At 71.9% G+C, this 20,621-nt stretch carries 20 protein-coding genes and 2 pseudogenes; 9 read left to right on the top strand and 13 right to left on the bottom strand.

Going from position 1 to position 20,621, the window contains the following annotated elements:
* Positions 1 to 84 precede the first annotated feature (84 nt).
* Complete coding sequence (locus ABEA10_RS19910) at positions 85 to 3,060, top strand: AfsR/SARP family transcriptional regulator (RefSeq protein WP_345465812.1); 2,976 nt, start codon at positions 85 to 87, stop codon at positions 3,058 to 3,060.
* Between the two features lie 36 nt (positions 3,061 to 3,096).
* Here ABEA10_RS19910 and ABEA10_RS19905 read toward each other — a convergent pair whose 3' ends face one another.
* Complete coding sequence (locus ABEA10_RS19905) at positions 3,097 to 3,912, bottom strand: endonuclease/exonuclease/phosphatase family protein (RefSeq protein ID WP_345465810.1); 816 nt, start codon at positions 3,910 to 3,912, stop codon at positions 3,097 to 3,099.
* Positions 3,913 to 4,014: 102 nt separating this feature from the next.
* A pseudogene (locus ABEA10_RS19900) lies at positions 4,015 to 4,311 on the bottom strand (YbhB/YbcL family Raf kinase inhibitor-like protein); the annotation flags it as partial.
* Between the two features lie 17 nt (positions 4,312 to 4,328).
* On the opposite strand from ABEA10_RS19900, the gene ABEA10_RS19895 reads away from it, so the two are divergent.
* On the top strand, positions 4,329 to 4,925 hold the full coding sequence (locus tag ABEA10_RS19895) for a GntR family transcriptional regulator (protein ID WP_345465807.1): 597 nt from the start codon (positions 4,329 to 4,331) through the stop codon (positions 4,923 to 4,925).
* A 59-nt stretch (positions 4,926 to 4,984) separates the two neighbouring features.
* Here ABEA10_RS19895 and ABEA10_RS19890 read toward each other — a convergent pair whose 3' ends face one another.
* The 5 genes from ABEA10_RS19890 to ABEA10_RS19870 all read right to left on the bottom strand — a co-directional run bounded on the left by ABEA10_RS19890 (position 4,985) and on the right by ABEA10_RS19870 (position 9,019).
* A complete protein-coding gene (locus ABEA10_RS19890; RefSeq protein ID WP_345465805.1) occupies positions 4,985 to 5,977 on the bottom strand; it encodes a phosphotransferase in 993 nt (330 codons plus the stop codon).
* An 85-nt stretch (positions 5,978 to 6,062) separates the two neighbouring features.
* On the bottom strand, positions 6,063 to 7,229 hold the full coding sequence (locus ABEA10_RS19885) for a cation:proton antiporter (protein WP_329247317.1): 1,167 nt from the start codon (positions 7,227 to 7,229) through the stop codon (positions 6,063 to 6,065).
* A 6-nt stretch (positions 7,230 to 7,235) separates the two neighbouring features.
* Entirely contained in the window at positions 7,236 to 7,718 is a 483-nt protein-coding gene (locus ABEA10_RS19880; RefSeq protein ID WP_329247315.1) for a cation:proton antiporter regulatory subunit, read from the bottom strand.
* 119 nt (positions 7,719 to 7,837) lie between these two features.
* Entirely contained in the window at positions 7,838 to 8,200 is a 363-nt protein-coding gene (locus ABEA10_RS19875; protein WP_345465800.1) for a hypothetical protein, read from the bottom strand.
* A gap of 186 nt (positions 8,201 to 8,386) precedes the next feature.
* Complete coding sequence (locus ABEA10_RS19870) at positions 8,387 to 9,019, bottom strand: TetR/AcrR family transcriptional regulator (RefSeq protein WP_345465798.1); 633 nt, start codon at positions 9,017 to 9,019, stop codon at positions 8,387 to 8,389.
* 92 nt (positions 9,020 to 9,111) lie between these two features.
* Between ABEA10_RS19870 and ABEA10_RS19865 the strand changes: the two genes are divergently transcribed.
* Entirely contained in the window at positions 9,112 to 10,656 is a 1,545-nt protein-coding gene (locus ABEA10_RS19865) for an FAD-dependent monooxygenase (RefSeq protein WP_345465796.1), read from the top strand.
* A gap of 7 nt (positions 10,657 to 10,663) precedes the next feature.
* On the opposite strand, the gene ABEA10_RS19860 is transcribed toward ABEA10_RS19865, so the two are convergent.
* From ABEA10_RS19860 to ABEA10_RS19850, 3 genes are all read right to left on the bottom strand, one after another.
* Entirely contained in the window at positions 10,664 to 11,692 is a 1,029-nt protein-coding gene (locus ABEA10_RS19860; protein WP_345465794.1) for an acetate/propionate family kinase, read from the bottom strand.
* 13 nt (positions 11,693 to 11,705) lie between these two features.
* A complete protein-coding gene (locus ABEA10_RS19855; protein WP_345465792.1) occupies positions 11,706 to 14,057 on the bottom strand; it encodes a phosphoketolase family protein in 2,352 nt (783 codons plus the stop codon).
* 138 nt (positions 14,058 to 14,195) lie between these two features.
* Positions 14,196 to 14,858: a response regulator gene (locus tag ABEA10_RS19850; protein ID WP_345465790.1), complete on the bottom strand. Its 663-nt coding sequence runs from the start codon at positions 14,856 to 14,858 to the stop codon at positions 14,196 to 14,198.
* 112 nt (positions 14,859 to 14,970) lie between these two features.
* Between ABEA10_RS19850 and ABEA10_RS19845 the strand changes: the two genes are divergently transcribed.
* The 3 genes from ABEA10_RS19845 (at position 14,971) to ABEA10_RS19835 (ending at position 17,811) form a co-directional block, all read left to right on the top strand.
* Entirely contained in the window at positions 14,971 to 16,644 is a 1,674-nt protein-coding gene (locus ABEA10_RS19845) for a sensor histidine kinase (protein ID WP_345465788.1), read from the top strand.
* A gap of 145 nt (positions 16,645 to 16,789) precedes the next feature.
* Positions 16,790 to 17,362 (top strand): hypothetical protein, encoded by a 573-nt coding sequence (locus tag ABEA10_RS19840; RefSeq protein WP_345465786.1) that lies wholly within the window; start codon positions 16,790 to 16,792, stop codon positions 17,360 to 17,362.
* Between the two features lie 71 nt (positions 17,363 to 17,433).
* Positions 17,434 to 17,811 carry a pyridoxamine 5'-phosphate oxidase family protein gene (locus ABEA10_RS19835; protein WP_345465784.1) on the top strand — a complete coding sequence of 126 codons (378 nt, stop codon included), beginning with the start codon at positions 17,434 to 17,436 and terminating at the stop codon, positions 17,809 to 17,811.
* Positions 17,812 to 17,893: 82 nt separating this feature from the next.
* On the opposite strand, the gene ABEA10_RS51190 is transcribed toward ABEA10_RS19835, so the two are convergent.
* Genes ABEA10_RS51190 through ABEA10_RS19825 form a run of 3 tightly spaced genes read right to left on the bottom strand, consistent with a single transcriptional unit; the run spans position 17,894 to position 19,240 of the window.
* The gene (locus ABEA10_RS51190; protein WP_425550927.1) at positions 17,894 to 18,112 is read right to left on the bottom strand and encodes a zf-HC2 domain-containing protein; all 219 of its coding nucleotides are present in this window, start codon (positions 18,110 to 18,112) and stop codon (positions 17,894 to 17,896) included.
* A complete protein-coding gene (locus ABEA10_RS19830) occupies positions 18,109 to 18,801 on the bottom strand; it encodes a cytochrome b/b6 domain-containing protein (RefSeq protein WP_345465782.1) in 693 nt (230 codons plus the stop codon). The genes ABEA10_RS51190 and ABEA10_RS19830 overlap by 4 nt, the downstream gene beginning before the upstream one ends.
* The gene (locus tag ABEA10_RS19825) at positions 18,791 to 19,240 is read right to left on the bottom strand and encodes a hypothetical protein (protein ID WP_345465779.1); all 450 of its coding nucleotides are present in this window, start codon (positions 19,238 to 19,240) and stop codon (positions 18,791 to 18,793) included. Before ABEA10_RS19825 ends, ABEA10_RS19830 begins: the two co-directional genes overlap by 11 nt.
* 107 nt (positions 19,241 to 19,347) lie before the next feature.
* Between ABEA10_RS19825 and ABEA10_RS19820 the strand changes: the two genes are divergently transcribed.
* The 3 genes and pseudogenes from ABEA10_RS19820 to ABEA10_RS19815 all read left to right on the top strand — a co-directional run bounded on the left by ABEA10_RS19820 (position 19,348) and on the right by ABEA10_RS19815 (position 20,581).
* Positions 19,348 to 19,896, top strand: coding sequence for an RNA polymerase sigma factor (locus tag ABEA10_RS19820; RefSeq protein ID WP_345465777.1), 549 nt, complete (start codon positions 19,348 to 19,350; stop codon positions 19,894 to 19,896).
* Positions 19,889 to 19,999, top strand: a pseudogene (locus ABEA10_RS51185) (zf-HC2 domain-containing protein); the annotation flags it as partial. The gene ABEA10_RS19820 and the pseudogene ABEA10_RS51185, both read left to right, overlap by 8 nt.
* Positions 20,000 to 20,023: 24 nt before the next feature.
* The gene (locus tag ABEA10_RS19815) at positions 20,024 to 20,581 is read left to right on the top strand and encodes a hypothetical protein (protein ID WP_345465774.1); all 558 of its coding nucleotides are present in this window, start codon (positions 20,024 to 20,026) and stop codon (positions 20,579 to 20,581) included.
* The last annotated feature ends 40 nt before the right edge of the window (positions 20,582 to 20,621 follow it).

The raw sequence follows: 20,621 nt of genomic DNA, 5'->3' as shown, positions 1-20,621 counted from the left end.
GTCGTCATTGGTGTCAATCGCCCGTCCGCGCGGAGCGGATTGCGCCGCGTGGAGCGCCGGCACACAGCCCCTACGCGATCGGACATGGAGATGCTCGTCGACTCATCCGACGACGACGTTCTAGCCTTTTCCGTACTCGGCCCGCTGACGGTACGTCGCGGTGGCGAACCGGTCGATCTCGGCACCCCGAAGGCGTGCGGTGTCATGGCGATCCTGCTCACGAGGCCCAACCGGCCGGTGTCGATCGACACGATCGTGGACGCGCTCTGGGAGGACGAGCCACCGAAGACGGCGGTGAAGAACGTCCAGGTCTACATCCACCATCTGCGGCGCGCCCTCGGCTCGGCGGACCGGATCGTACGGCAGAGCCCGGGGTACCGGCTCGTCGTCCACCCGGGCGAGCTCGACGCCCAGCGGTTCGCCGACCTCGCCCGCGCCGGGCGTACCGCCGAAGACCCCGCCGGCCTGCTGCGGGAGGCGCTCGGTCTCTGGCAGGGCGACGAGGCGTACGACGGCATCCACGACATCCCGCTGATCCGGACGGAGACCCGCCGCCTGGGCGAGGCGCGGATCGCCGTGATCCAGGACCTCATCGACGCCGACCTGCGGCACGGGCGGCTCGCCCACCTGACCGCCGAGCTCACCGCGCTCACCAACCGGTACCCGCTACGCGAGGGGCTCTGGGCACGGCTGATGACCGCGCTGTACCACTGCCGGCGCCAGGCCGAGGCGCTGCGCGTCTACGAGCGCGCCCGGCGCATCATCGCCGACGAGACCGGCCTGGACCCCGGCCAGGAGCTGCGCGACCTCCAGCAGATGATCCTCACCGCGCAGCCCGCCACGGACGCCCTGTTCGAAGTGCCCCGCATGCTGCCCGGCGACGTCGCCGACTTCACCGGCCGTTCCACCGAGCTCGCCTCGGCGGAAGAGTCGCTGCGCCGACCCGGGAGTGACGCCGCGCCGGTCCGGCTGGTCGCCGTCTCGGGCCGCGGCGGCATCGGCAAGACCGCCTTCGCCGTACACCTGGCGCACCGGGTCGAGGAGGCCTACGACGGCGGGCAGCTCTACGCCAGCATGTCCGGCACCCGGCCCGGCGAGGTGCTCGGGATCTTCCTGCGGCTGCTCGGCGTCGCCGCCGGTGACATCCCCGACGGGGTGGAGGACCGCGCCACGCTCTACCGCCACCGGCTGGCGCGGCGGCGCGTCCTCGTGGTGCTCGACAACGTCGACTCCAAGGCGCAGATCATGCCACTGCTGCCGGGAAGCGGGGCGTGCGCCGTGCTGACCACCAGCCGCGGCCGGCTCGGCGGGCTGCCCGGTGCGCACGCCATCGACCTCGACGCGCTGCCCCCCGGCGACGGCCACCGCCTGCTGAACAAGATCACCGGAACGCGCGACCTCGGCGAGGCCGCCGATGCGTTGCTGCGCCTGTGCGCCGGGCTGCCGCTGGCGCTGCGCATCGTCGGTGCGCAACTCGCCACCCGGCCGCACCGGACGCCCGCCGAGCTGGTCGAGCGGCTGAACGACGAACGCGACCGGCTCGACGTCCTGCGCCACGGCGATCTCGCCGTACGGGCCACCTTCGAGATCAGCTACCGCGCCCTGTCGGCCGCGGCCCGCCGCCTGTTCCGCCTGCTCGGCCTGCTCGAGGTGCCCGACTTCGCCGCGTGGACGGCCGCCGCCGTACTCGACACCACCGCGGAACGGGCCCAGGAACTCCTGGACGAGGTCATCGACGCGCGGCTGCTCGACGCGGCCTCGGGCCGCTACCGCTTCCACGATCTCGTCCGCATCTACGCCGGTGAACGGGCCCAGGAGGAGGAGCCGGAGGCCGAGCGCACCGCCGCCCTCCGCCGCGCCTTCGGGGGCTGGCTCGCCTTCACCGACGCCGCGCACCGCGCGGCCGGGGACGGCGTCTACGCGGCGGACGAGACGCCGCGCTGGCACCCCGAGATCGCCGCCGAGGCGTTCACCCGCTCGTCGATCGTCGAGGTCCGCACGGAGTGCCGCGCGCTGGTCGCCACCGTCGCGCAGAGCGCCGCGCTCGGCATGACCGGCCACTGCTGGCAGCTCGCGCTGGGCGGGGTGCCGATCTTCGCGCAGGGCAACTTCGTGGACGAGTGGACGGCGGCCCAGGAGTGCGCGTTCGAGGCGTGCGTGGCCGCCGGCGACCGGCGCGGCCAGGCCGCCATGTTCTACATGCGCGGGCTCCTGCACGACTGGAGACGGCGCCATCCCGAGTGCCGCGACTCGCTCTCCCGCGCCCTGGAGATCTTCGACGACCTCGGCGACCGGCACGGCAGCGCGCTGGCCGTGCACCGGCTGGCGAGCAACGAGCGGCTGGCCGGGCGCGTCACGGAGGCCATCGCCCTGTCGCGCCGCGCGCACCACCTGCTGCACGCGCTGGGCGACCACGGCGCCGCCGCCGACGCCCTGGTCCAGGTCGGCGTCGTCCACCTGGAGTCCGGCGACGCCACCTCCGCCGTCGAGGTGCTCGACGAGGCGATGCGCCAGGCCGTCGAGCACGACGCGACGCTGGTGCTGGCGCAGGGCGCGTACTGGATCAGCGCGGCGCAGATCGACCTCGGCCGGCTGGACGACGCCGCCCGGTCGCACGCCATCCTGGAGGACTTCGTGCGGCGCGTCGGCAGCCCCACCGCCGAGGTGTACGCGCACTACTCACGCGGCCTGCTCGACGCCGCGCGCGGTGAGCGCGACCCCGCCCGTGAGCGGCTGGAGTCGGCGTTGAACATCGCCCGTGAGATCGAGGACCCGCTCATGCAGGTACGCGTGCTGTGCACGCTCGGCGACCTGCACCCCTCCCGCGAGACGGCCGCGCTCTACCTCTATGAGGCGGCCGAGATCGCCGAGGAGCTTCGGATGCCGCTGTGGCAGGCGCTCGCGGCCGAGGCGCTCGGCCGCCTGCACGCCGAGCGCGGCGACCACGACGCGGCCCGCGCGGCCTGGCGGTACGCCCACGACCTGTTCGTCCGGATCGGCTCTCCCCGCGCCGAGGACGTGGCGCGCCTGCTGGAGGCCCGGACCGCGCACACGCGGTGAGCCGGCCCTGGTGAGTTCCCCGAATCCCTCGGCTCATCACCGTGGCTCCGGCGTGGAGGGCTCCGGAGGGCCGAGGTCGGCGGTGAGGCCGTAGTGGTCGCTGGCCTGGACACCGTCGACCGGTTCGGTGAACAGCCGCTCGCAGCCGCGGATCGGCAGTGTGGGCCCGCCGTGCAGGCCGCAGCGTACGAGTATGTAGTCGATCCGCCGGAACGGCCAGTCGCCGTCGACCATGAGCGGGTTGTCGGGCGTGTAGGTGACGCCCGGCTCGTCCGGGTGGACGCGCTCCCAGGCGTCCCGGTAGCAGACGCTCGTCCCGCCCAGTGACCCGCGGCCGGTCCAGAACCGGATGCTCGCCGCGTCGGGTGCCGCGTCGAGGTCCCCGGCCAGCACGACATGCAGGTCCCGTCCGTCGAGCATGTCGTCGATCAGCCGCGCGGCGGCGACGGCCTGAAGCTCGCGCTCGTACTCCAGGTCCAGCCGCCAGCTGGGGAAGTGGTTGACGAACAGCAGCGGCCCGACCGGATCCGGCGCCTCGATGAGCGCGGCCAGGGTCGTGCAGGCGAACCCGGCCGTCCGCGCGGTGACGTGCAGGTCGGCCTCGCGCACCTCGGCGATCGGCCACCGGCTGCCGATCGCGATCGTCTGCCCATCCGTCGCGCGGGCGTCGCTCCGTGCGAGGTGATATCCGGGACCGAGCAGGTCGGCGGCCTGGTCGTACGAGGAGGTCTCGATCACCTCCTGGAAGGCCGCCAGGTCGGGGCCGAGCTCGCCGATCCCCTTCGCGAGGACCTCCCGCCGCCTCGCCCAGTCTCCGCGTGTGCCCCAGAGGTTCATGGTCATCACCCGCATGCGCGGGTCGGTACCCGGCGCTCAAGCGAACATGCCGACCGGGCCGTCACCCCGACGGCCCTCGACCGTGACCTGGTCGAGGACCGTCCACCTCGCCGTTGGTCAGGCAGGGGTCTCGGCGGTGGCGGTCAGGACCGCGCGGCCGAGGATGTGGCCGGCCATGGTGAAGCCGAGGAAGGCCGGGGTGGCGTCGGCGGGGACGCCGATGGACTCGACGTCGAGGGCGTGCACCACGGTGAAGTAGCGGTGAGGACCGTGCCCGGCCGGCGGGGCGGCGCCGATGAACCGGGCCATGCGGGCGTCATTGGGCAGCTGGAAGGCGCGCTCGGGCAGGCCCGAGCCGGTGTCGTCGCCGGCGCCCTCGGGCAGCTCGGTGACGGCGGCGGGGATGTCGGCCACACCTCCGCGACGCGATCATGCGCGGGGACCACGCCCCCGGCGACGCCCTGAAACCGCAGGACCTCGCCAAGGAACAGGGTGTGAGCCTGGCCGTCGTACGCGAGGCGCTCGTGCGGGTGGTCGGCGACGGCCTCGCCGACCGGCTGCCCAACCGCGGCTTCGCCGTCCCGGCCTTCTCCGACCGCCGCTGGCAGGAGATCGCGGAGGCCCGCCGGACCATCGAGCCGGTCGTGCTGCGCATGTCCATCGAGCGCGGTGACGTCGACTGGGAGGCCCGGGTACGGGCCGCCCACCACCGGCTGGCCCGCACCCCGGCGTACGTGGCGGAGGAGGGTGAGTACTACAGCGCGGCATGGTCCGAGGCCCACCGGGTCTTCCACCGCACCCTGCTGGAGGGCTGCGGCAACCCCGTGCTGCTGGAGACCTTCGACCGGATGTGGACCGCGAGCGAGCTCGCTCGCCGCTGGTCGGCGCACCGCAACCCCGACCGGGACGGCATCGGCGAGCACCGCCGGCTGGAGCAGGCGGCGCTGGCCCGCGACGCCGACACCGCGGCCGAGGTACTGGCCCAGCACCTCACGCTGACCGCGGCCGGGCTGACCGGCGACGCGTAGCAAGCCGGGGGCGTACGACCAAGGCCCGGGTTCCCCGGGCCGTCAGGGCACTCGGGGAGTCACGCCGCGCCTCCCTCTCGCGGTTCGGCGAGGTGGGCGACCGATTCCCGGAGCCCCTGCCACGCCTCTTCGGTGTCGGGGGAACGGTCATGAGGCGCGCGGAACCAGTCGACGTAGAGGGACACCTCTTCCAGGTCCCAGCGGAGCCGGTAGAGCGCGAGGGCGGAGGCGTCGACCCTACGTCCGGCGGCCTCGGCGTACCACTCCAGGTCTTCCGGGCTCTCCGCGACGGACCACAGGTCGCGTTCGGGCGGTGCGAGGCCGACCGTGTCCCAGTCGACCAGGAGGTGGCCGCCCTCGTACTGCAGAAGGTTGCCCGGGTGCGGCTCGCCGTGGGTGAGGACGGGTGCGCCGTCGCTCGTCCGCACGTCCTCGGCCAGCCGGTCGAAGTCCTCCAGCCGTCGCAGGATCGCCGGGGCGTGCCCGGACAGCAGGGCTCGGGCGGGTTCGGTGAACGGCCCGGGCGCCCAGCGGATCGCGCCGTGCAAGGCGCTTCGCAGCAGGTCGCGCAATGACAGGTCGAGGTCGAGCACCGGGGCGGACGCCGGAGGCGTCGCACGATGCAGCTCGGCGAGCAGGTCCAGAACGGCGCCGCGTTCGGACGCGGTCCGTTGCCGGTCGAAGTCTCCGTTGATCCCGTCCAGGAAGGGGAAGACGCTGACGGCGTACCGAGGGCCGAGCAGGCGGACGGTCTCGCCGCCGGCGTCCCGCAACGGCGCCACCACGAAGTCCAGGTGTCCCTCGTCGCGCAGGGCCGCCGCGGTGTCCATGGCTCCGCGCAGGCTCCGCAGGGCGGCGTGCGCGTCCTGTGCGCCCTTGAGCTCCAGGTCGGCGACGGTGACGAACCATTTCTCCCCGGCGCCACCGGCCGCGATCCAGTGATGGTCGCCGAAACCGACCGGGGCGTACTCCAGCGAGGACGCGCCGACTCCCCACTCATCCAGAATCCGGAGCAATCGCTCCTCGTCGAGATCCCTCGGTCGCGCTCTCACACCGAGCACGTTAGGCGGTCACGGTCGGCTCCGCACCGCGATATCCGGCCCGGGGCGGCGGCGCGTCCACCGCCCCGGGCGTCGCCTACGAACCGGCCGTCGACCGTCGCATCCGTACGGCCTGGGCGAGGGGTTCGGCGGCACGGGCGAGCAGAGGCCCGGCGACCGCGAGGATGAGGACGTACGCCGCCGCGAGGGGGCCCAGACGCGAGTTGCCCCCCGCGGTGACGGCCAGCCCGGCGATAACGATGTTGAACTCCCCCCGAGGCACCAGCGCGGTCCCGGCGCGCAGGCGTCCCGTGCGCGCGACGCCGGCGCGGCGGGCGGCCAGCCACCCGGTGGCGGACTTGGTGAGGATGCCCGCGACCGCGAGCAGCGCGGCGATCCCGACGACGGGCGGTAGCTCGGTCGGGTCGGTGTGCAGGCCGAAGAACACGAAGAAGACGGCCGCGAACAGGTCGCGCAGCGGGGTGATGAGCTGGCGCGCGTCGTGCGCGAGCGGCCCGGACACCGCGATGCCCACGAGGAACGCACCGACGGCCGCCGAGACCTGCAACTGCTCGGCGAGCCCGGCGACCAGCACGGTCAGCCCGAGGACCTTCAGCAGCAGCACCTCCTGGCTGGGGCTGGCCACGAAGCGCTCCACGACCGTGCCGTGCCGCAGTGCCACCCAGAGGATGACGCTGATCGTCGCCGCCGCGATCAGCAGCGTGAGCGTGCCGCCCAGCAGCCCGGCCCCGGCGAGCAGGGCCGTCAGGATCGGCAGGTACGCCGCCATGGCGAGGTCCTCGAAGACCAGGACCGACAGCACCGAGGGCGTCTCCCGGTTGCCCAGCCAGCCCAGGTCGCCGATCACCTTGGCGGTGATGCCCGAGGAGGTGACACAGGTGACGCCGGCCAGCGCGACGGCCGCCACCGGCCCCCAGCCGAGGAGGACCGCCGCGATCGCGCCGGGCGCGGCGTTGAGCGCGAGGTCGGCCAGCCCGATCGGCGCGGAGGTGCGCAACGTGGCCACGAGCTCGTCGGGGGTGTACTCCAGGCCGAGGGTGAACAGCAGCAGGATCACGCCGACCTCGGCGCCGAGCGAGACGAACTCCTCGCTGGTGGTCAGCGGCAGGATTCCGCCGGACCCGAACGCGAGACCGGCCAGTAGATAGAGGGGAATGGGGGAGATGGAGAACCGTACCGAGACGGCTCCGAGGAGCCCGAGGCCGAGGATGATGGCCCCGAGCTCGATGAGTTGACTCGTCATCCGCGCCTATCCCGTCGCCAGGATGTCGCCCACGGCCGCGGTGCCCTCGGCGGTGCCGACCACGACGACGATGTCGCGGGCCTGGAAGCCGAAGTCCGGGCGCGGGCTGGCGACGACGTTCCCGTCGCGTACGACGGCGACGATGGAGGCGCCGGTCCTGGTTCTGATCTGCGCGTCGCCGAGCGTGCGCCCGTCGTACGGGGAGCCGGCGGCGATCGGGATCTGCGCGCTGACCAGCCCCTCGACCTGCCGGTGCAGCTCGGTCAGGCGTTCGACGATCCGCGCCGTGCCGAGCAGCTCGGCGAGCGCGTTGGCCTCCTCGACGGTGAGCGGCACGGTCAGCACGCACGTGTCGGGGTCGACACGGTCGTAGACGAGCAGGTCGCGGCGGCCGTCGCGATGAGAGATCGTGCCGATCCGGCGGCCCTTCGCGGTGGTGAATACGTGTTGCAGCCCGATTCCGGGCAGAGCGGTGCGTTCGACGTCCACGGGTCGTTCCCTGTTCGGTTCGGTTGGTGTTCGGCCTTGGGGCAGGCACAGGGCATCCCTGCCGGACCCGCGGTGCGGGCCGGGAGGGGTATGGGAAGGCGGCTCTGGTGAGCCGATGTCTAGACCTGGGCGTACGGCGGCGCGCGGCCGTCGCGCGTGAAACGGCCGAGGGCGGTGGCCGTCGCCGTGGCGCCGGGCGGGTTCGACCAGGCGCAGGTGAGAGCGCCGGGTGGCGCGGTCGCCGGCAGGGCGGCGGCCGGCAGCGGCTTGCTCTCGGCGTTGTCCAGCCGGGGCGTGGCACCGGGCCGGAGCAGTGGGCAGCCGGCTCCCGTCACCGCCATCTCGGCCTTCGCCGGGGACGCGGCGGCCATGCCGCCGCCGGTGGAGGCGAGCGCGGGGGTGAGGATCGCGCACAGGGCGAGCAGCAGTGCGACGGGCAGCGACACGGCCGGCCGCCGCCGGCGCGTACGCTCGTCCGCCATCGCCCTCGCCCTCCGTCTCGCGGGAGCGTCCGCGGCCTCGCGCGGCCTCGCGTCCCGATCGCCTGGTGGCCCGAGCCTATAGTCCGATTTGCGCCGCTTGATGACACCCCGCATCAGTGGAGACAACGGGCCGTGATCGCCGCTGCGATGTGTCCGGCGAGGACCGGGTCGGGGAGCCGCCCACCCTCAGGAGCGTTCCGGCCCGCCTCGGTGCCTCTGGACCAGGGGCATGAAGAGCTCGTTGACGATCGAGTGGATGCGTGCGGGCTTCAGGGGTTTCAGATCCATGAGCAGATCGTGACGTACCAGGTCGAATGGCATGGTGAGCACGGCGGAGGGGATGCGATCGAGGTCGATCTCGCCGCGGTCGTGGGCGCGCCGGTAGATGATCTGGGTGGATGAACGTGGCGCGTCGCCCAGGACCTTGTCCCGCGCCTGCGCGAGAGTCAGGCCGGTATCGGTCAGCAGCCCCGAGAAGACGATGGCGCCGGCGACGGCGAAGAAGGCGGCGCGGGCCTCGCTCATGGCGGTCAGCAGGGCGAGCAGGTCGCCGGGCAGCGTGCCGGTGTCGGGGATCGCGACCGGGTGGACCTCGCGGTAGTGCTCGATGGCGGCGAGCACGAGTTCGTTCTTGTTGGCCCAGCGGCGGTAGAGCACCGCGATCCCGGTGTGCGCCCGCATGGCGACGGACTCCATCGTCAGCTTCGCGAAGCCGACCGACGCCAGCTCGTCCCATGCCGCGGTGAGCAGGGCGTGATCGAGTTCCGCCCCTCGGCGTCGCCGTTTGACCTCGCCCGCATCCGCTTCGACGGCACCCATGGTCCCGATTATAAGAGAGGTTTGCCTATCTTGCCCCACCGCTGTACCGTCCGGTTAAGGAATGATTCCAACTCTTAATTGGGGCGTGTGCGATGTTCGACGTCGTCATCGTCGGCGGAGGGCCGGTCGGGCTCTTCCTTGCCTGCGAGCTCAAGCTCGCGGGGGTCGACCCGGTGGTGCTCGATCGGCTGCCCGAGCCGAGCCGGGCGGACAAGGCCCACGGACTCGGCGGCCAGGTGGTGCGCCTGCTCGACGATCGCGGCCTGTTCGAGCGGTTCGGCGGATCGGGGGTCCCGAAGCCGGTGCCCAGGTTCTACTTCGGAACGCTGCCGTTGCCGCTCCACGTCCTCGGCGACGACAACCCGATGTACGTGCTCCCGATCAACCAGCGCGACATCGAACGCGTCTTGGCGGAGCGGGCCGCCGAACTGGGCGTCGACGTTCGTCGCGGATACGAGGTCCGGTCGTTCGCGCAGTCGCACGACCACGTCGCACTCGACGTCCTGAGGGGCGACGGCACGCGGGAGGGCCTCCGTGCCCGGTTCGTCGTCGGTTGCGACGGCGGCCACAGCGAAATCCGGAAGCAGTCCGGGATCGCCTTCCCCGGGATCGTCGACGAGCGGGTGGTCTCCCGCGCGGCCATCATCGCGCCGACCGCACAGATCGCACCGGTCTCCGGCGGGCGGATCGCGATCGAGGGGTACGGCGAGATCTTTGGCAACTACGAACGGACGGAAGGTGGGGTGATCATGGTCGCGCCCATCGACCCTGAGCACCCCTTCATCACGACGCTCGAATGGGAGGATCACCCCGCCGGCAGCTTCCCGGGCCCGGGAGCACCGATGACGCTCGACGAACTGGAGGCGAGCGTCGAGCGGGTCCTCGGTGTGCACGTGTCGCTGGCCCTGCCGACTGACGGCTCGCCCGCGCTGCTGCGCCGTATCTGCGGGCGGAACACGCGCCTTGCCGACCGCTACCGGGAACGCCGCGTGTTCATCGCCGGTGACGCCGCCCACGTGCACGCCGCCTCCGGCGGGCCGGGTCTCAACCTGGGGTTGCAGGACGCCGCGAACCTCGCCTGGAAACTGGCGGCCGAGCTGCACGGCTGGGCCCCCGACGGACTGCTCGACAGCTACGAGTCCGAGCGCCGCCCCCTCGGGCAGCGGGTGTTCATGCAGACGCAATCCCAGACGGCCCTCATGGCGCCGGGCAGCGACGTGACCGCCCTGCGGGAGCTGTTCACCGAGATGCTGAGCCGGCGCGAGAACGTCCAGCTGATCGCCGATCTGATGGCCGGCGCCGATGTCCGGTACGACATGGGTGATGCCGAGCCTGCCGACGTCACCGGATGGTTCGCGCCGAGCCTCGATTTGATGATCGAGGACGGTCGCGTGCTCCGTCTCGCCGAACTCCGCCGCGACGCTCGCCCGCTGCTCGTGGACCTGTCCGACGGGACCGCGCTGACCGAGGTCGCGTCGGCCTGGTCCGATCGCGTCACCCGCGTGGCCGCCAAGGAGGCCGCCCCGTCGCCACCGTCGCTGCTCATCCGTCCCGATGGGTACGTCGCCTGGTCGGGAAGCGATCCGGACGGCCTCCGGGGGGCGCTCGGACGCTGGTTCGGCGCCGCGGCGCGGTAAGCGGCACCTACGGGTATGCGCTGTCCAGGACCGACCGGACCCCGGCGGCGATCTCGAGATCCTCGCGCGAGGTGATGACGAAGCTGCGTACGGGGGCGCCGGGAAGGCCGATCTCGGCGTCGGCGGTGTCCTCGCGCGCCGGGTCGAGCGCGACGCCGAGGAAGCCCAGTCCCTCCGCCGCCCGGCGCCGTACCCCCACCGCGTGCTCGCCGACGCCGCCGGTGAACACGAGGGTGTCCAGGCCGCCGAGCGCGGCGGCCATCGCGGCGATGCCGGCCCGCAGGTGGTGGAGGTAGACCTCCAGGCCGAGACTCTCGCCGATCTCGCGCATGTCGGCGGTGCCGGTGAGGGCGAGCAGCCCGGAGTGGTGTTCGAGGGCGTCGGCGAGTTCGGCGGGCGTGAGTCCCTTGCGCTCCTGGAGCCAGAGCAGCAGGCCGGGGTCGACGCTGCCGGAACGGGTGGCCATGACCAGGCCTTCGAGCGGGGTGAAGCCCATGGTCGTGTCGACGGAACGCCCCCGCGCCACCGCGCACAGGGACGCCCCGGCGCCGAGGTGGCAGACGACGAGCCGGTCGGGCACGCCGCCGAGCAGCTCACCGGCCCGCCGCGTGGCGTACGCGTGCGAGAGGCCGTGGAAGCCGTACCGCCGGATGCCGTACTCCTCCCGCCACACGGCGGGCAGCGCGTATGTCGCCGCGGCCTCGGGCAGGTGGGCGTGGAAGGCGGTGTCGAAGCAGGCGACCTCGGGGACTCCGGGCAGCACCGCGCGTACGGCGTCGATGCCGTGCAGGGACTTGGGCTGGTGCAGCGGCGCCAGCTCGGTCAGGGCGCGAAGGCGCGCCTCGACGTCGTCGTCGATCAGGACGGGGTCGGTGAAGTCCGCGCCGCCGTGGACGACGCGGTGCCCGACGGCGTCCGGCGCGGGCAGTTCGCGCAGGTCGTCCAGGTCGGTGGGCCGGGCGAGGACGGTGTCGTCGTGGTCGAGCAGGCTGAGCTTCAGGCTGGACGACCCGGCGTTGACCACGAGGATCCGCACGCGTGCTCTCCTCTCAGGCGGTGGTGGGCCAGGTCCAGCCGGAGATCTCCGGCATGTCCTCGCCGTGTTCCCGGGTGTACGCGCGGGCGCGCAGCCGCGCGTCCGCCATCTCCTGCCGGACGTTCCCCACCCGGCCGCCGAGCGAGGGCACCCGGTCGATGACGTCCATGACGATGTGGAACCGGTCGAGGTCGTTGAGCATGACCATGTCGAACGGCGTCGTGGTCGTGCCTTCCTCCTTGTAGCCCCGGACGTGCAGGTTGTCGTGGCCGTGGCGCCGGTAGGTGAGGCGGTGGATCAGGTACGGGTAGCCGTGGAAGGCGAAGATCACCGGCCGGTCGACGGTGAAGATGGCGTCGAACTCCCGGTCGGACAGCCCGTGGGGATGTTCGGTGTCGGGCTGAAGACGCATCAGGTCGACCACGTTGACGACCCGGACCCGCAGGTCGGGGAAGTGCCGCCGGAGCAGGTCGGCGGCGGCGAGCGTCTCCAGCGTGGGGATGTCGCCCGCGCAGGCGAGCACGACGTCCGGGTCCGTGCCGCGATCCACACTGGCCCACTCCCAGATGCCGATGCCGCGGGTGCAGTGCAGCACGGCGTCCTCGGGCGACAGCCAGTCGAGCGCCGGCTGCTTGCCCGCGACGACGACGTTGACGTAGTCGCGTGAGCGCAGGCAGTGGTCCATCGTCGACAGCAGGGTGTTGGCGTCCGGCGGCAGGTAGACCCGGATGATCTCGGGCTTCTTGTTCATCACGACGTCGAGGAAGCCGGGGTCCTGGTGGGTGAAGCCGTTGTGGTCCTGGCGCCAGACGTGCGAGGACAGCAGGTAGTTCAGCGACGCGATCGGCCGCCGCCAGGGGATCTTCCGGGTGGTCTCCAGCCACTTGGCGTGCTGGTTGAACATCGCGTCGACGATGTGGATGAACGCCTCGTAGGAGTTGAACAGGCCGTGCCGCCCGGTCAGCAGGTAGCCCTCCAGCCAGCCCTGGCACAGGTGCTCGCTCAGCACCTCCATGACCTGGCCGTGCGGCCCGAGGTGCTCGTCCACCCCGAGGACGTCGGCCTTCCACACCCGGTCGGTGACCTCGAACACCGCCGACAGCCGGTTCGAGGCCGTCTCGTCCGGGCCGGTGATGCGGAAGTTGTCCCGGTTGGCGGCGACGACGTCGCGCAGGTACGCCCCGAGGGCGCGGGTCGGCTCGGTGGACCTGGTGCCGGGCGCGTCGACCGCGACGGTGTAGGCGAGGAAGTCCGGCAGCTCCAGGTCGCGCAGCAGCAGGCCGCCGTTCGCGTGCGGGTTCGCGCTCATCCGCCGGTCGCCGGCCGGCGCGGGCGCGAGCACGCCCGCGACCGGTCGCCCGCTGGCGTCGAACAGCTCCTCGGGACGGTACGACCGCAGCCACGTCTCCAGCTGCGCCAGATGCGCCGGGTTGTCCCGTACGCCCGCGAGCGGCACCTGGTGGGCGCGCCAGGTGCCCTCGACCGGCAGCCCGTCGACCACCTCCGGCCCGGTCCAGCCCTTGGGGGAGCGCAGCACGATCATCGGCCACCGCGGCCGCTCGGCGGTCCCCGTCTCCCGTACGCGACGCCGGATCGCGAGGATCTCGCCGATCGCCTCGTCCAGCGCCTCCGCCATCCGCCGGTGCATCGCCGCCGGCTCGTCGCCGCAGACGACGATCGGGCGGTGCCCGTACCCCTCCAGCAGCGCTTCCAGCTCGTGTTCCGGGATGCGCGCGAGCACGGTGGGATTGGCGATCTTGTAGCCGTTCAGGTGCAGGATCGGCAGGACCGCGCCGTCCTTCACCGGGTCGAGGAACTTGTTGGAGTGCCAGCTCGTCGCCAGCGGCCCGGTCTCGGCCTCGCCGTCGCCGACGATGCAGGCCACGACCAGGTCGGGGTTGTCGAAGGCCGCGCCGTACGCGTGTGCGAGGGCGTAGCCGAGCTCGCCGCCCTCGTGGATGGAGCCCGGAGTCTCGGGCGCGACGTGGCTGGGGATGCCGCCGGGGTAGGAGAACTGCCGGAACAACCGCTGCATCCCGGTCGCGTCCTGGGACACGTACGGGTACACCTCCGAGTAGGTGCCCTCCAGCCACGCGTTCGCCACCGCGGCCGGCCCGCCGTGCCCCGGCCCCATGATGTAGATCATGTCCAGGTCGTGTGCGGTGATGACGCGGTTCAGGTGCGCGTAGCAGAAGTTGAGGCCGGGTGAGGTGCCCCAGTGCCCCAGCAGCCGGGGCTTGATGTTCTCCCGGCGCAGCGGCTCGCGCAGGAGCGGGTTCGAACGCAGGTAGATCTGGCCCGCGGACAGGTAGTTCGCCGCACGCCACCAGGCGTCGATCGGCCGGATCTCCTCATCGGTGAGCATGGGACTCTCCTCATCTCGGCGTCAGACCAGTGGCCTACCCGGGCACGGTGATCCCGACCGGGCTATGACCAAGCCCACCATCCGGCGGCCGGAAGAGGTGAGGGACGAAGGTCCCGTCGCGGGAGTGCCTTCCGGCGTTCACTCCTCCGAGGGCGTGGGGGACTCGGATGCCCGGAGCCGGGTGATGAGGCTGGCGGCCTGCGTGCGGCGGCGGAGGTCGAGCTTGGTGAAGATGCTGGAGACGTAGTTCTTGACGGTCTTCTCGGCCAGGAAGAGGCGCTCGCCGATCTGCCGGTTGGTCAGGCCGTCGCCGATCAGGTCGAGGATCCGGCGTTCCTGCTCGGTCAGGGACGCGAGCGGATCCTTGCGCGGGCGCTCGCGGAGGCGCCGCATCACCAGCGTGGTGCTGCGCGCGTCGAGGAGCGACTGGCCGGCCGCGACCGTACGGACGGCGCCGACCAGGTCCGACCCGTGGATCTGCTTGAGCACGTACCCGGCGGCCCCGGCCATCACCGCGTCGATCAGCGCCTCCTCGTCGGAGAAGGAGGTGAGCATCAGGCACGCGAGCTCGGGCATCCGGGACCGCAGCTCCCGGCACACGCTCACGCCGTCGCCGTCCGGCAGCCGTACGTCCAGCACGGCGACGTCGGGGCGCAGGGCCGGGATCCGGGCCAGCGCGCCGTCCGCGGTGCCGGCCTCGCCCACGACCTCGATGTCGGGTTCGGACTCCAGCAGCGCCGCGACCCCGCGCCGTACGACCTCGTGGTCGTCGAGGAGGAAGACCTTGATGGGGGTGGTCATGGCCTCGACGGTACGGCGGCCGGAAAGACCGGGACAATGGGAGACCCGGCGTGAGAGGAAGGCGGCCCCCGTGTCTGTCCCCAACCGGCCGGACGAGGATCACGCTCGCCCGGTGCTCCCTCAGCTGCGGCTCGACGACCTGCTCACCGAGTTGCAGAGCCGGCTCGCGACCGTGCTGACCACCCGTGACCGGATGCACGGGCTCCTCGAGGCCATCGTGTCCATCGGCCGCGACCTCGAACTGGAGACCGTGCTGCGCAGCATCGTCGAGGCGGCGACCACGCTGGTGGACGCCCGGTACGGGGCGCTCGGCGTGATCGGGGAGGACGACGGGCTGGTCCAGTTCATCACGGTCGGGGTGACGCAGGAGCAGATCGACGCCCTGGACCACTGGCCGCACGGCCTGGGCATCCTGGGCCTGCTCATCAAGCAGCCGCAGCTGATCCGGCTGGCCGACCTGAGCGAACACCCGGAGTCCTCCGGCTTCCCGGCGAACCATCCGCCGATGCGGAGGTTCCTCGGCGTCCCCATCAGGGTGCGCGACGCGGTGTTCGGCAACCTCTACCTGACCGACCGGACCGACGGCGAGGAGTTCGACGAGGACGACGAGAGCGTCGTCTCGGCGCTCGCCACCGCCGCCGGCGTGGCGATCGAGAACGCCCGGCTCTACCAGGAGGCGCGTCGCCGCGAACGCTGGCTGGAGGCCAACGCGGAGGTGTCCACCGCCCTGCTGTCGGGCACCGATCCGGACGACGTCCTGCACCTGGTGGTCCGGCGGGCCCGCGCGATCTGCGACGCCGACCTCGCGACGGTCGCGCTCGCGCACGAGGCGGAGGAGGAGCTGGCGGTCAAGGCGGTCGACGGCCGGTACGCCGACGAGCTGAGAGGCCGGCGGACACCGCTCGACGACACGCTCGCCGGGCGGGTCTACCGTACGGGCACGTCGCTGGCGTCGCCCGGCGCCGACGGGGAGGCCCGCCCGTCCGGCATCGCGACCGGCGTTCCGCTGGGGCCGGTGCTGGTCGTGCCGCTGGGCGCGGGAACGGCCGCGCGCGGTGTGGTGTCGGTCGCCAACGTGCCGGGCAGGCTGCCGTTCGCCGAACCCACGCGACGGCTCCTGGAGACCTTCGCGGCGCAGGCGGCCGTCGCGCTGGAGCTGGCCGAACGCCGCCGGGACGTCGAGCGGCTGGTCGTCTTCGAAGACCGCGACCGCATCGCCAAGGACCTGCACGACACGGTCATCCAGCGGCTGTTCGCCATCGCCATGACGCTGATGAGCGCCATCAAGATCACCAAGAAGCCCGACGTCGCGGTCCGCGTCCAGCGGGCCGTCGACGACCTGGACGACACCATCCGGCAGATCCGCTCGACCATCTTCGCGCTGCAGGCCTCGGCCGATGACGAGCCGGCCCTGCGGGCCCGCCTGTTCGGCGTCATCGACGGCGCTCGCGAGAGCCTGGGGTTCGCGCCCGCGGTGCGGTTCGACGGGCCGCTGGACACGATCGTCGACGACACGGTCGGCGACCACCTCGTCGCGGTGCTGCGCGAGGCCCTCTCGAACGCCGCGCGCCACGCCCACGCCTCGACGGTGGACGTGACCGTGGCCGCCGGTTCCGACGTGCTGCTGCGGGTCGCCGACGACGGGGTGGGCCTCACCGGCGACGGCCGGCGCAGCGGCCTGGCGAACCTCGACGACCGCGCGCGACGGCTCGGGGGCACCTTCGACGTCCGTTCCGGGGACACCGGCGGCACCGTCCTCGAATGGCGCGTACCGCTCACGACCTGACACCGCGGCGCGCCGCCGCGCCGCGATGGTCCGGAGCGGGACGAAGGTCCCGCGCGCGTCCCTGCTTTCGCCTCTGCGGCGCCTCGGCCGCCGTGGCGTTAGGTGAGGGCAGCCGGAAACGCTCCGGCGCGAAAGAGGTGAAGAGATGTCCGCCACCGACTCCCGGACAGCGCGCCCCCGCACCGTTCACCCGACCGTTCACCGTACGGACCCGGTCCTGCCCCGGACCGGCGGGCCCGCCGTCCGTTACGTGTGGGCGATCACCCGGCTGTCCCTCGGCTTCGTGTTCTTCTGGGCGTTCGCGGACAAGCTGTTCGGCCTCGGCCACAGCACGGCGAGCAAGCAGGCGTGGATCCACGGCGGCCACCCGACCCTGGGATTCCTGAAGTTCTCGGCGGCGGGGCCGTTCAAGGGCTTCTACCACTCCATCGCCGGTGCCGCCTGGGCCGACTGGCTGTTCATGCTCGGCCTCGCCGGCATCGGTGCGGCGCTGCTCCTGGGCGTCGGCATGCGCGTCGCGGCCGGAGCGGGCGTGGTCATGCTGGTCATGATGTGGAGCGTCGTCCTCCCTCCGGACAGCAACGTCTTCATGGACGACCACCTCATCTACGCGCTGGTCATCGTCGGCCTGGCCCTCGTCGGCGCGGGAGACACGCTCGGTTTCGGCCGCCGGTGGAGCCGGACCCGCCTCGCCCGGCGGTTCCCCGTCCTGAGGTAGCGGCCCGCAGGCAGCGACAAATGAGGGAGCGGCGAGAAGTGCCGCTCCCTCTTTCCCCATCTGGAGAGACCATGAGTTCCACCGCGGGCGGAGGAACCTTCAGCCGCGAGCAGTGCCTGGCCCTGCTGGCCACCGTGCCGATCGGGCGGATCGTCCACACGGACCGGGCGCTGCCCGCCGTCACCCCGGTGACCTTCGCCCTCGACGGCGACGTGGTCACGGTCCACGCGGAGGCGACGCTCGGCGCGGCGATCGGCGGCAGCATCGTGGCCTTCCAGGCGGACGACGTCGACCCGCACACGATGGTCGGATGGTCCGTCACGGTCATCGGCCGGGCCGTCTTCACCGGCGGCCCGGTCCCGCGACCCTGTTCCGGGCCGCCGGGGCGGGCCCCCGCGCTCCGCATTCCGGTGCGGCACGCGTCGGGCGTCCGCGTCGGCCCGCGCTGACCCTCGGGCGGGCCGACGCGTCCGCCGGCCCGGAGCCACGTTCTCGGGTGATCCGCCGGAAACCCACGGGCTGTTCATGCCGTCAGTTGTTCAGCGACCAGTCGATGAAGAGCGCGCGGCATGAATGCGACCATAAGGCCGGGGACGTGTTGCGGAGAATCGGGAGTACCGCCAGCAGGTCCGCGACATCGACCTGGCATGAGTGGCAGTCTTTGAGGTGCATTCTCATCCGCAGATGTTCCTGAGGGGGCAGGGCGCCGAGTACGTAAACACCGGTGTCTTCCCGGAACGGGCAGCTCATCGCCGGCTTCGTGGCTCAGAACGGTCGTGTGTCCGTTCGAGCCAGCCGGGCCACAGACGGCGGGCCACCCGGGCGTCGAGGCGGCCGCCCATGTGCATCGACCGCCACACACCGCGGTAGCCGGGGAGGACACCAGCGGCGATGAGGATGTGCGCGGCGATGAGGGGCGTGCAGAAGTAGGTCGCCCACTTGTGCACGCGCGCCAGCACGGCGAACGCCGGACCGCCGTGGAGGACGACGAGGCCGACACCGCTTCCGATGAGGGCGAAGATCCCGGCGGCCATGAGGAGGTTGACGATTCGCTGCCCGGGATCGAAGTGTCCCTCGTGCCGGGTGAACCGTCCCGTCACAACGCCCGACGGCCATCTGAGGAACCACCGTGTGTCGCCCGTACGGAACCGTACCGATTCGGCGATGAACGTCCGTGTGGCCCGTATGCCCAGGACGGGGCCCGCGACGGCGAGTGCGACCAGCGCCCAGCCAACGTCCTTGTGCACGGTCGTGTCCGGCATGTGCAGCAGCCGAGACAGCGGGCTGGGACGGCCCTCCTGTCCGAGGAGCAGCCACCAGCCGGTCGCCAGCAGGAGAAGAGTCGTGAGGTAGACGCCGGCGTGGAACCACCGTGTCCGGCGTGTGTACCGCTCGACGACGTCGCGACGTACACCGGGCGCCGCCCGGTCAGTAACCATAACCGCCGTTCCCGCCGCCGGTGGAGTCGCTGGAGCCGCCGCCGCTGCTGCCGCCGGTGACGTTCACACTGACCTGAGCGCTGGCGCCCGCCGGCGAATGATCGGCGTGTTGGAGTGTCACGCCGATGATGTGCCGTCCCATCGGCAGGCTCTTGATCTGGTAGGTCGTCGAGGTCACGACCGTGTACTCGTTGGTCTTGCCGTCGACGAACACATGGACGTGGTCCTTGCCCGAGTCGGTCGGGCCGATGTCCTCGCTGGTGGTGAACTTCAGCGTGATGGGCAGTTCGACGTTCGCCCCGTCGCTCGGCGCCTGGATCGAAAGCGTGGGCTTGCCCGCGTTCCCGCTTGAGGCCTGTGAGTCCGGGCCACACCCGCTCAGTCCGAGGACCGTGCAGGCCAGGCCGGTCGCCGTCAGCATCTTGATGTACGTCGCCACGGATCCGTCCTTCGGTGCGGTTGCCTGTGTCACCGGTAATACGGAGCGGCTGACGGAAAGGATTCGCTTCTCGGTGAACCCTTTCGGGCTCGGCGTCCGTATCCCACATGTGGGAACTTTCAGATGAGTCGCTGCTCGCCGGCATGGCCGCCGGGGACGCGGAGACCGCGGCCATCTTCGTACGGCGATATCAGGCGCGTGTCTTCGGCCTGGCCGTCGCGCTGGTCGGATCGTCGGCGATAGCCGAGGAGATCGCGCAGGAGGCGTTCCTCCGCGCATGGCGGTATGCGGACGCCTACGACCCCCGCAAAGGCCGTGCGATCACATGGCTGCTCACGATCACGAGGAACCTGGCGGTCGACGCGATGCGCCTGCGCGGGGAACGACCCGTCGATCCGCATCTCCTACTGAGCAGGCTGACCACCAGCGAGCACGCCGACCAGCCCTCGGTCACGTACGAAGACGCCGAGGAACTCCGCGATGCTCTGCGCGCACTCCCGCCCGAGCAGAGTACGCCGATCGTGCTTTCGGTGTTCTACGGCCTGACCGCGGTCGAGATCGCCGACCGCGAGCACATACCCTTGGCAACCGCCAAGACCCGGCTCCGCCGAGGGCTCGCCAAACTCCGTGTGGCCTTGGGGGTGACCAATGACTGACCGCTCGGGATGCGAAGAGACGCGGCAGGTCCTCCCGGAGTTGGCCGCAGGCGTCGCTCCAGCGGAAGACCGCGCCAAGGCATTGCGCCACCTGGCCGTATGCAGGCGGTGCCACCGTGAGCTGGAAGTGCAGACCGCGCTGATCGACGAACTGCTCCAACTCGCCCCGGAACGCCAGCCACCCGCCGGCTTCGAGGCCTCCGTACTGAAGCCCATGCTGCACCGGCAGCGGCCCCGGCGCCTGCGCAACGCGATCCTCCTGGCCGCTTCGATCATTCTCGTCGCGACGCTGTCCGCGGGTCTGTCCGGGGACGCGGTCTGGCACCGGACCGAGAGCGACCGCCGGATCGCCGACGCCTACCGCAGGACGCTCGCCGTCGCACACGGCCAGTACCTGCGCGCCGTTCCCGTGGTCGGGGCGGCCACCGCGGCACCGGAAGGGTACGTGTTCGCCTACCAGGGATCACCCTCGTGGGTCTTCGTCACGATGACCGCGGCACGCCGGCCGGGTACGTACGAGGTCGATCTCACGACGCGCGAGGGCCGCGCGGTCGAACTGGGCCACATCACCGTACGGGAAGGCCGAGGAACATGGGGTGCGACCATACCGGTCGCCGTCCACGACATCCTCGTCCTGCGGTTCCACGCCTCTCCCGGCCGCGACCTCCTCGCGCGATTCAGCTGAGGGACCGGGGTCAGGCCGATCATCACGTCCGTGCGGGTAG

Source organism: Actinoallomurus oryzae (assembly GCF_039541955.1).
Classification (GTDB): domain Bacteria; phylum Actinomycetota; class Actinomycetes; order Streptosporangiales; family Streptosporangiaceae; genus Actinoallomurus; species Actinoallomurus oryzae.
The sequence above is the reverse complement of the archived record's forward strand: the minus strand, read 5'-3'. Positions and strand labels throughout refer to the sequence as shown.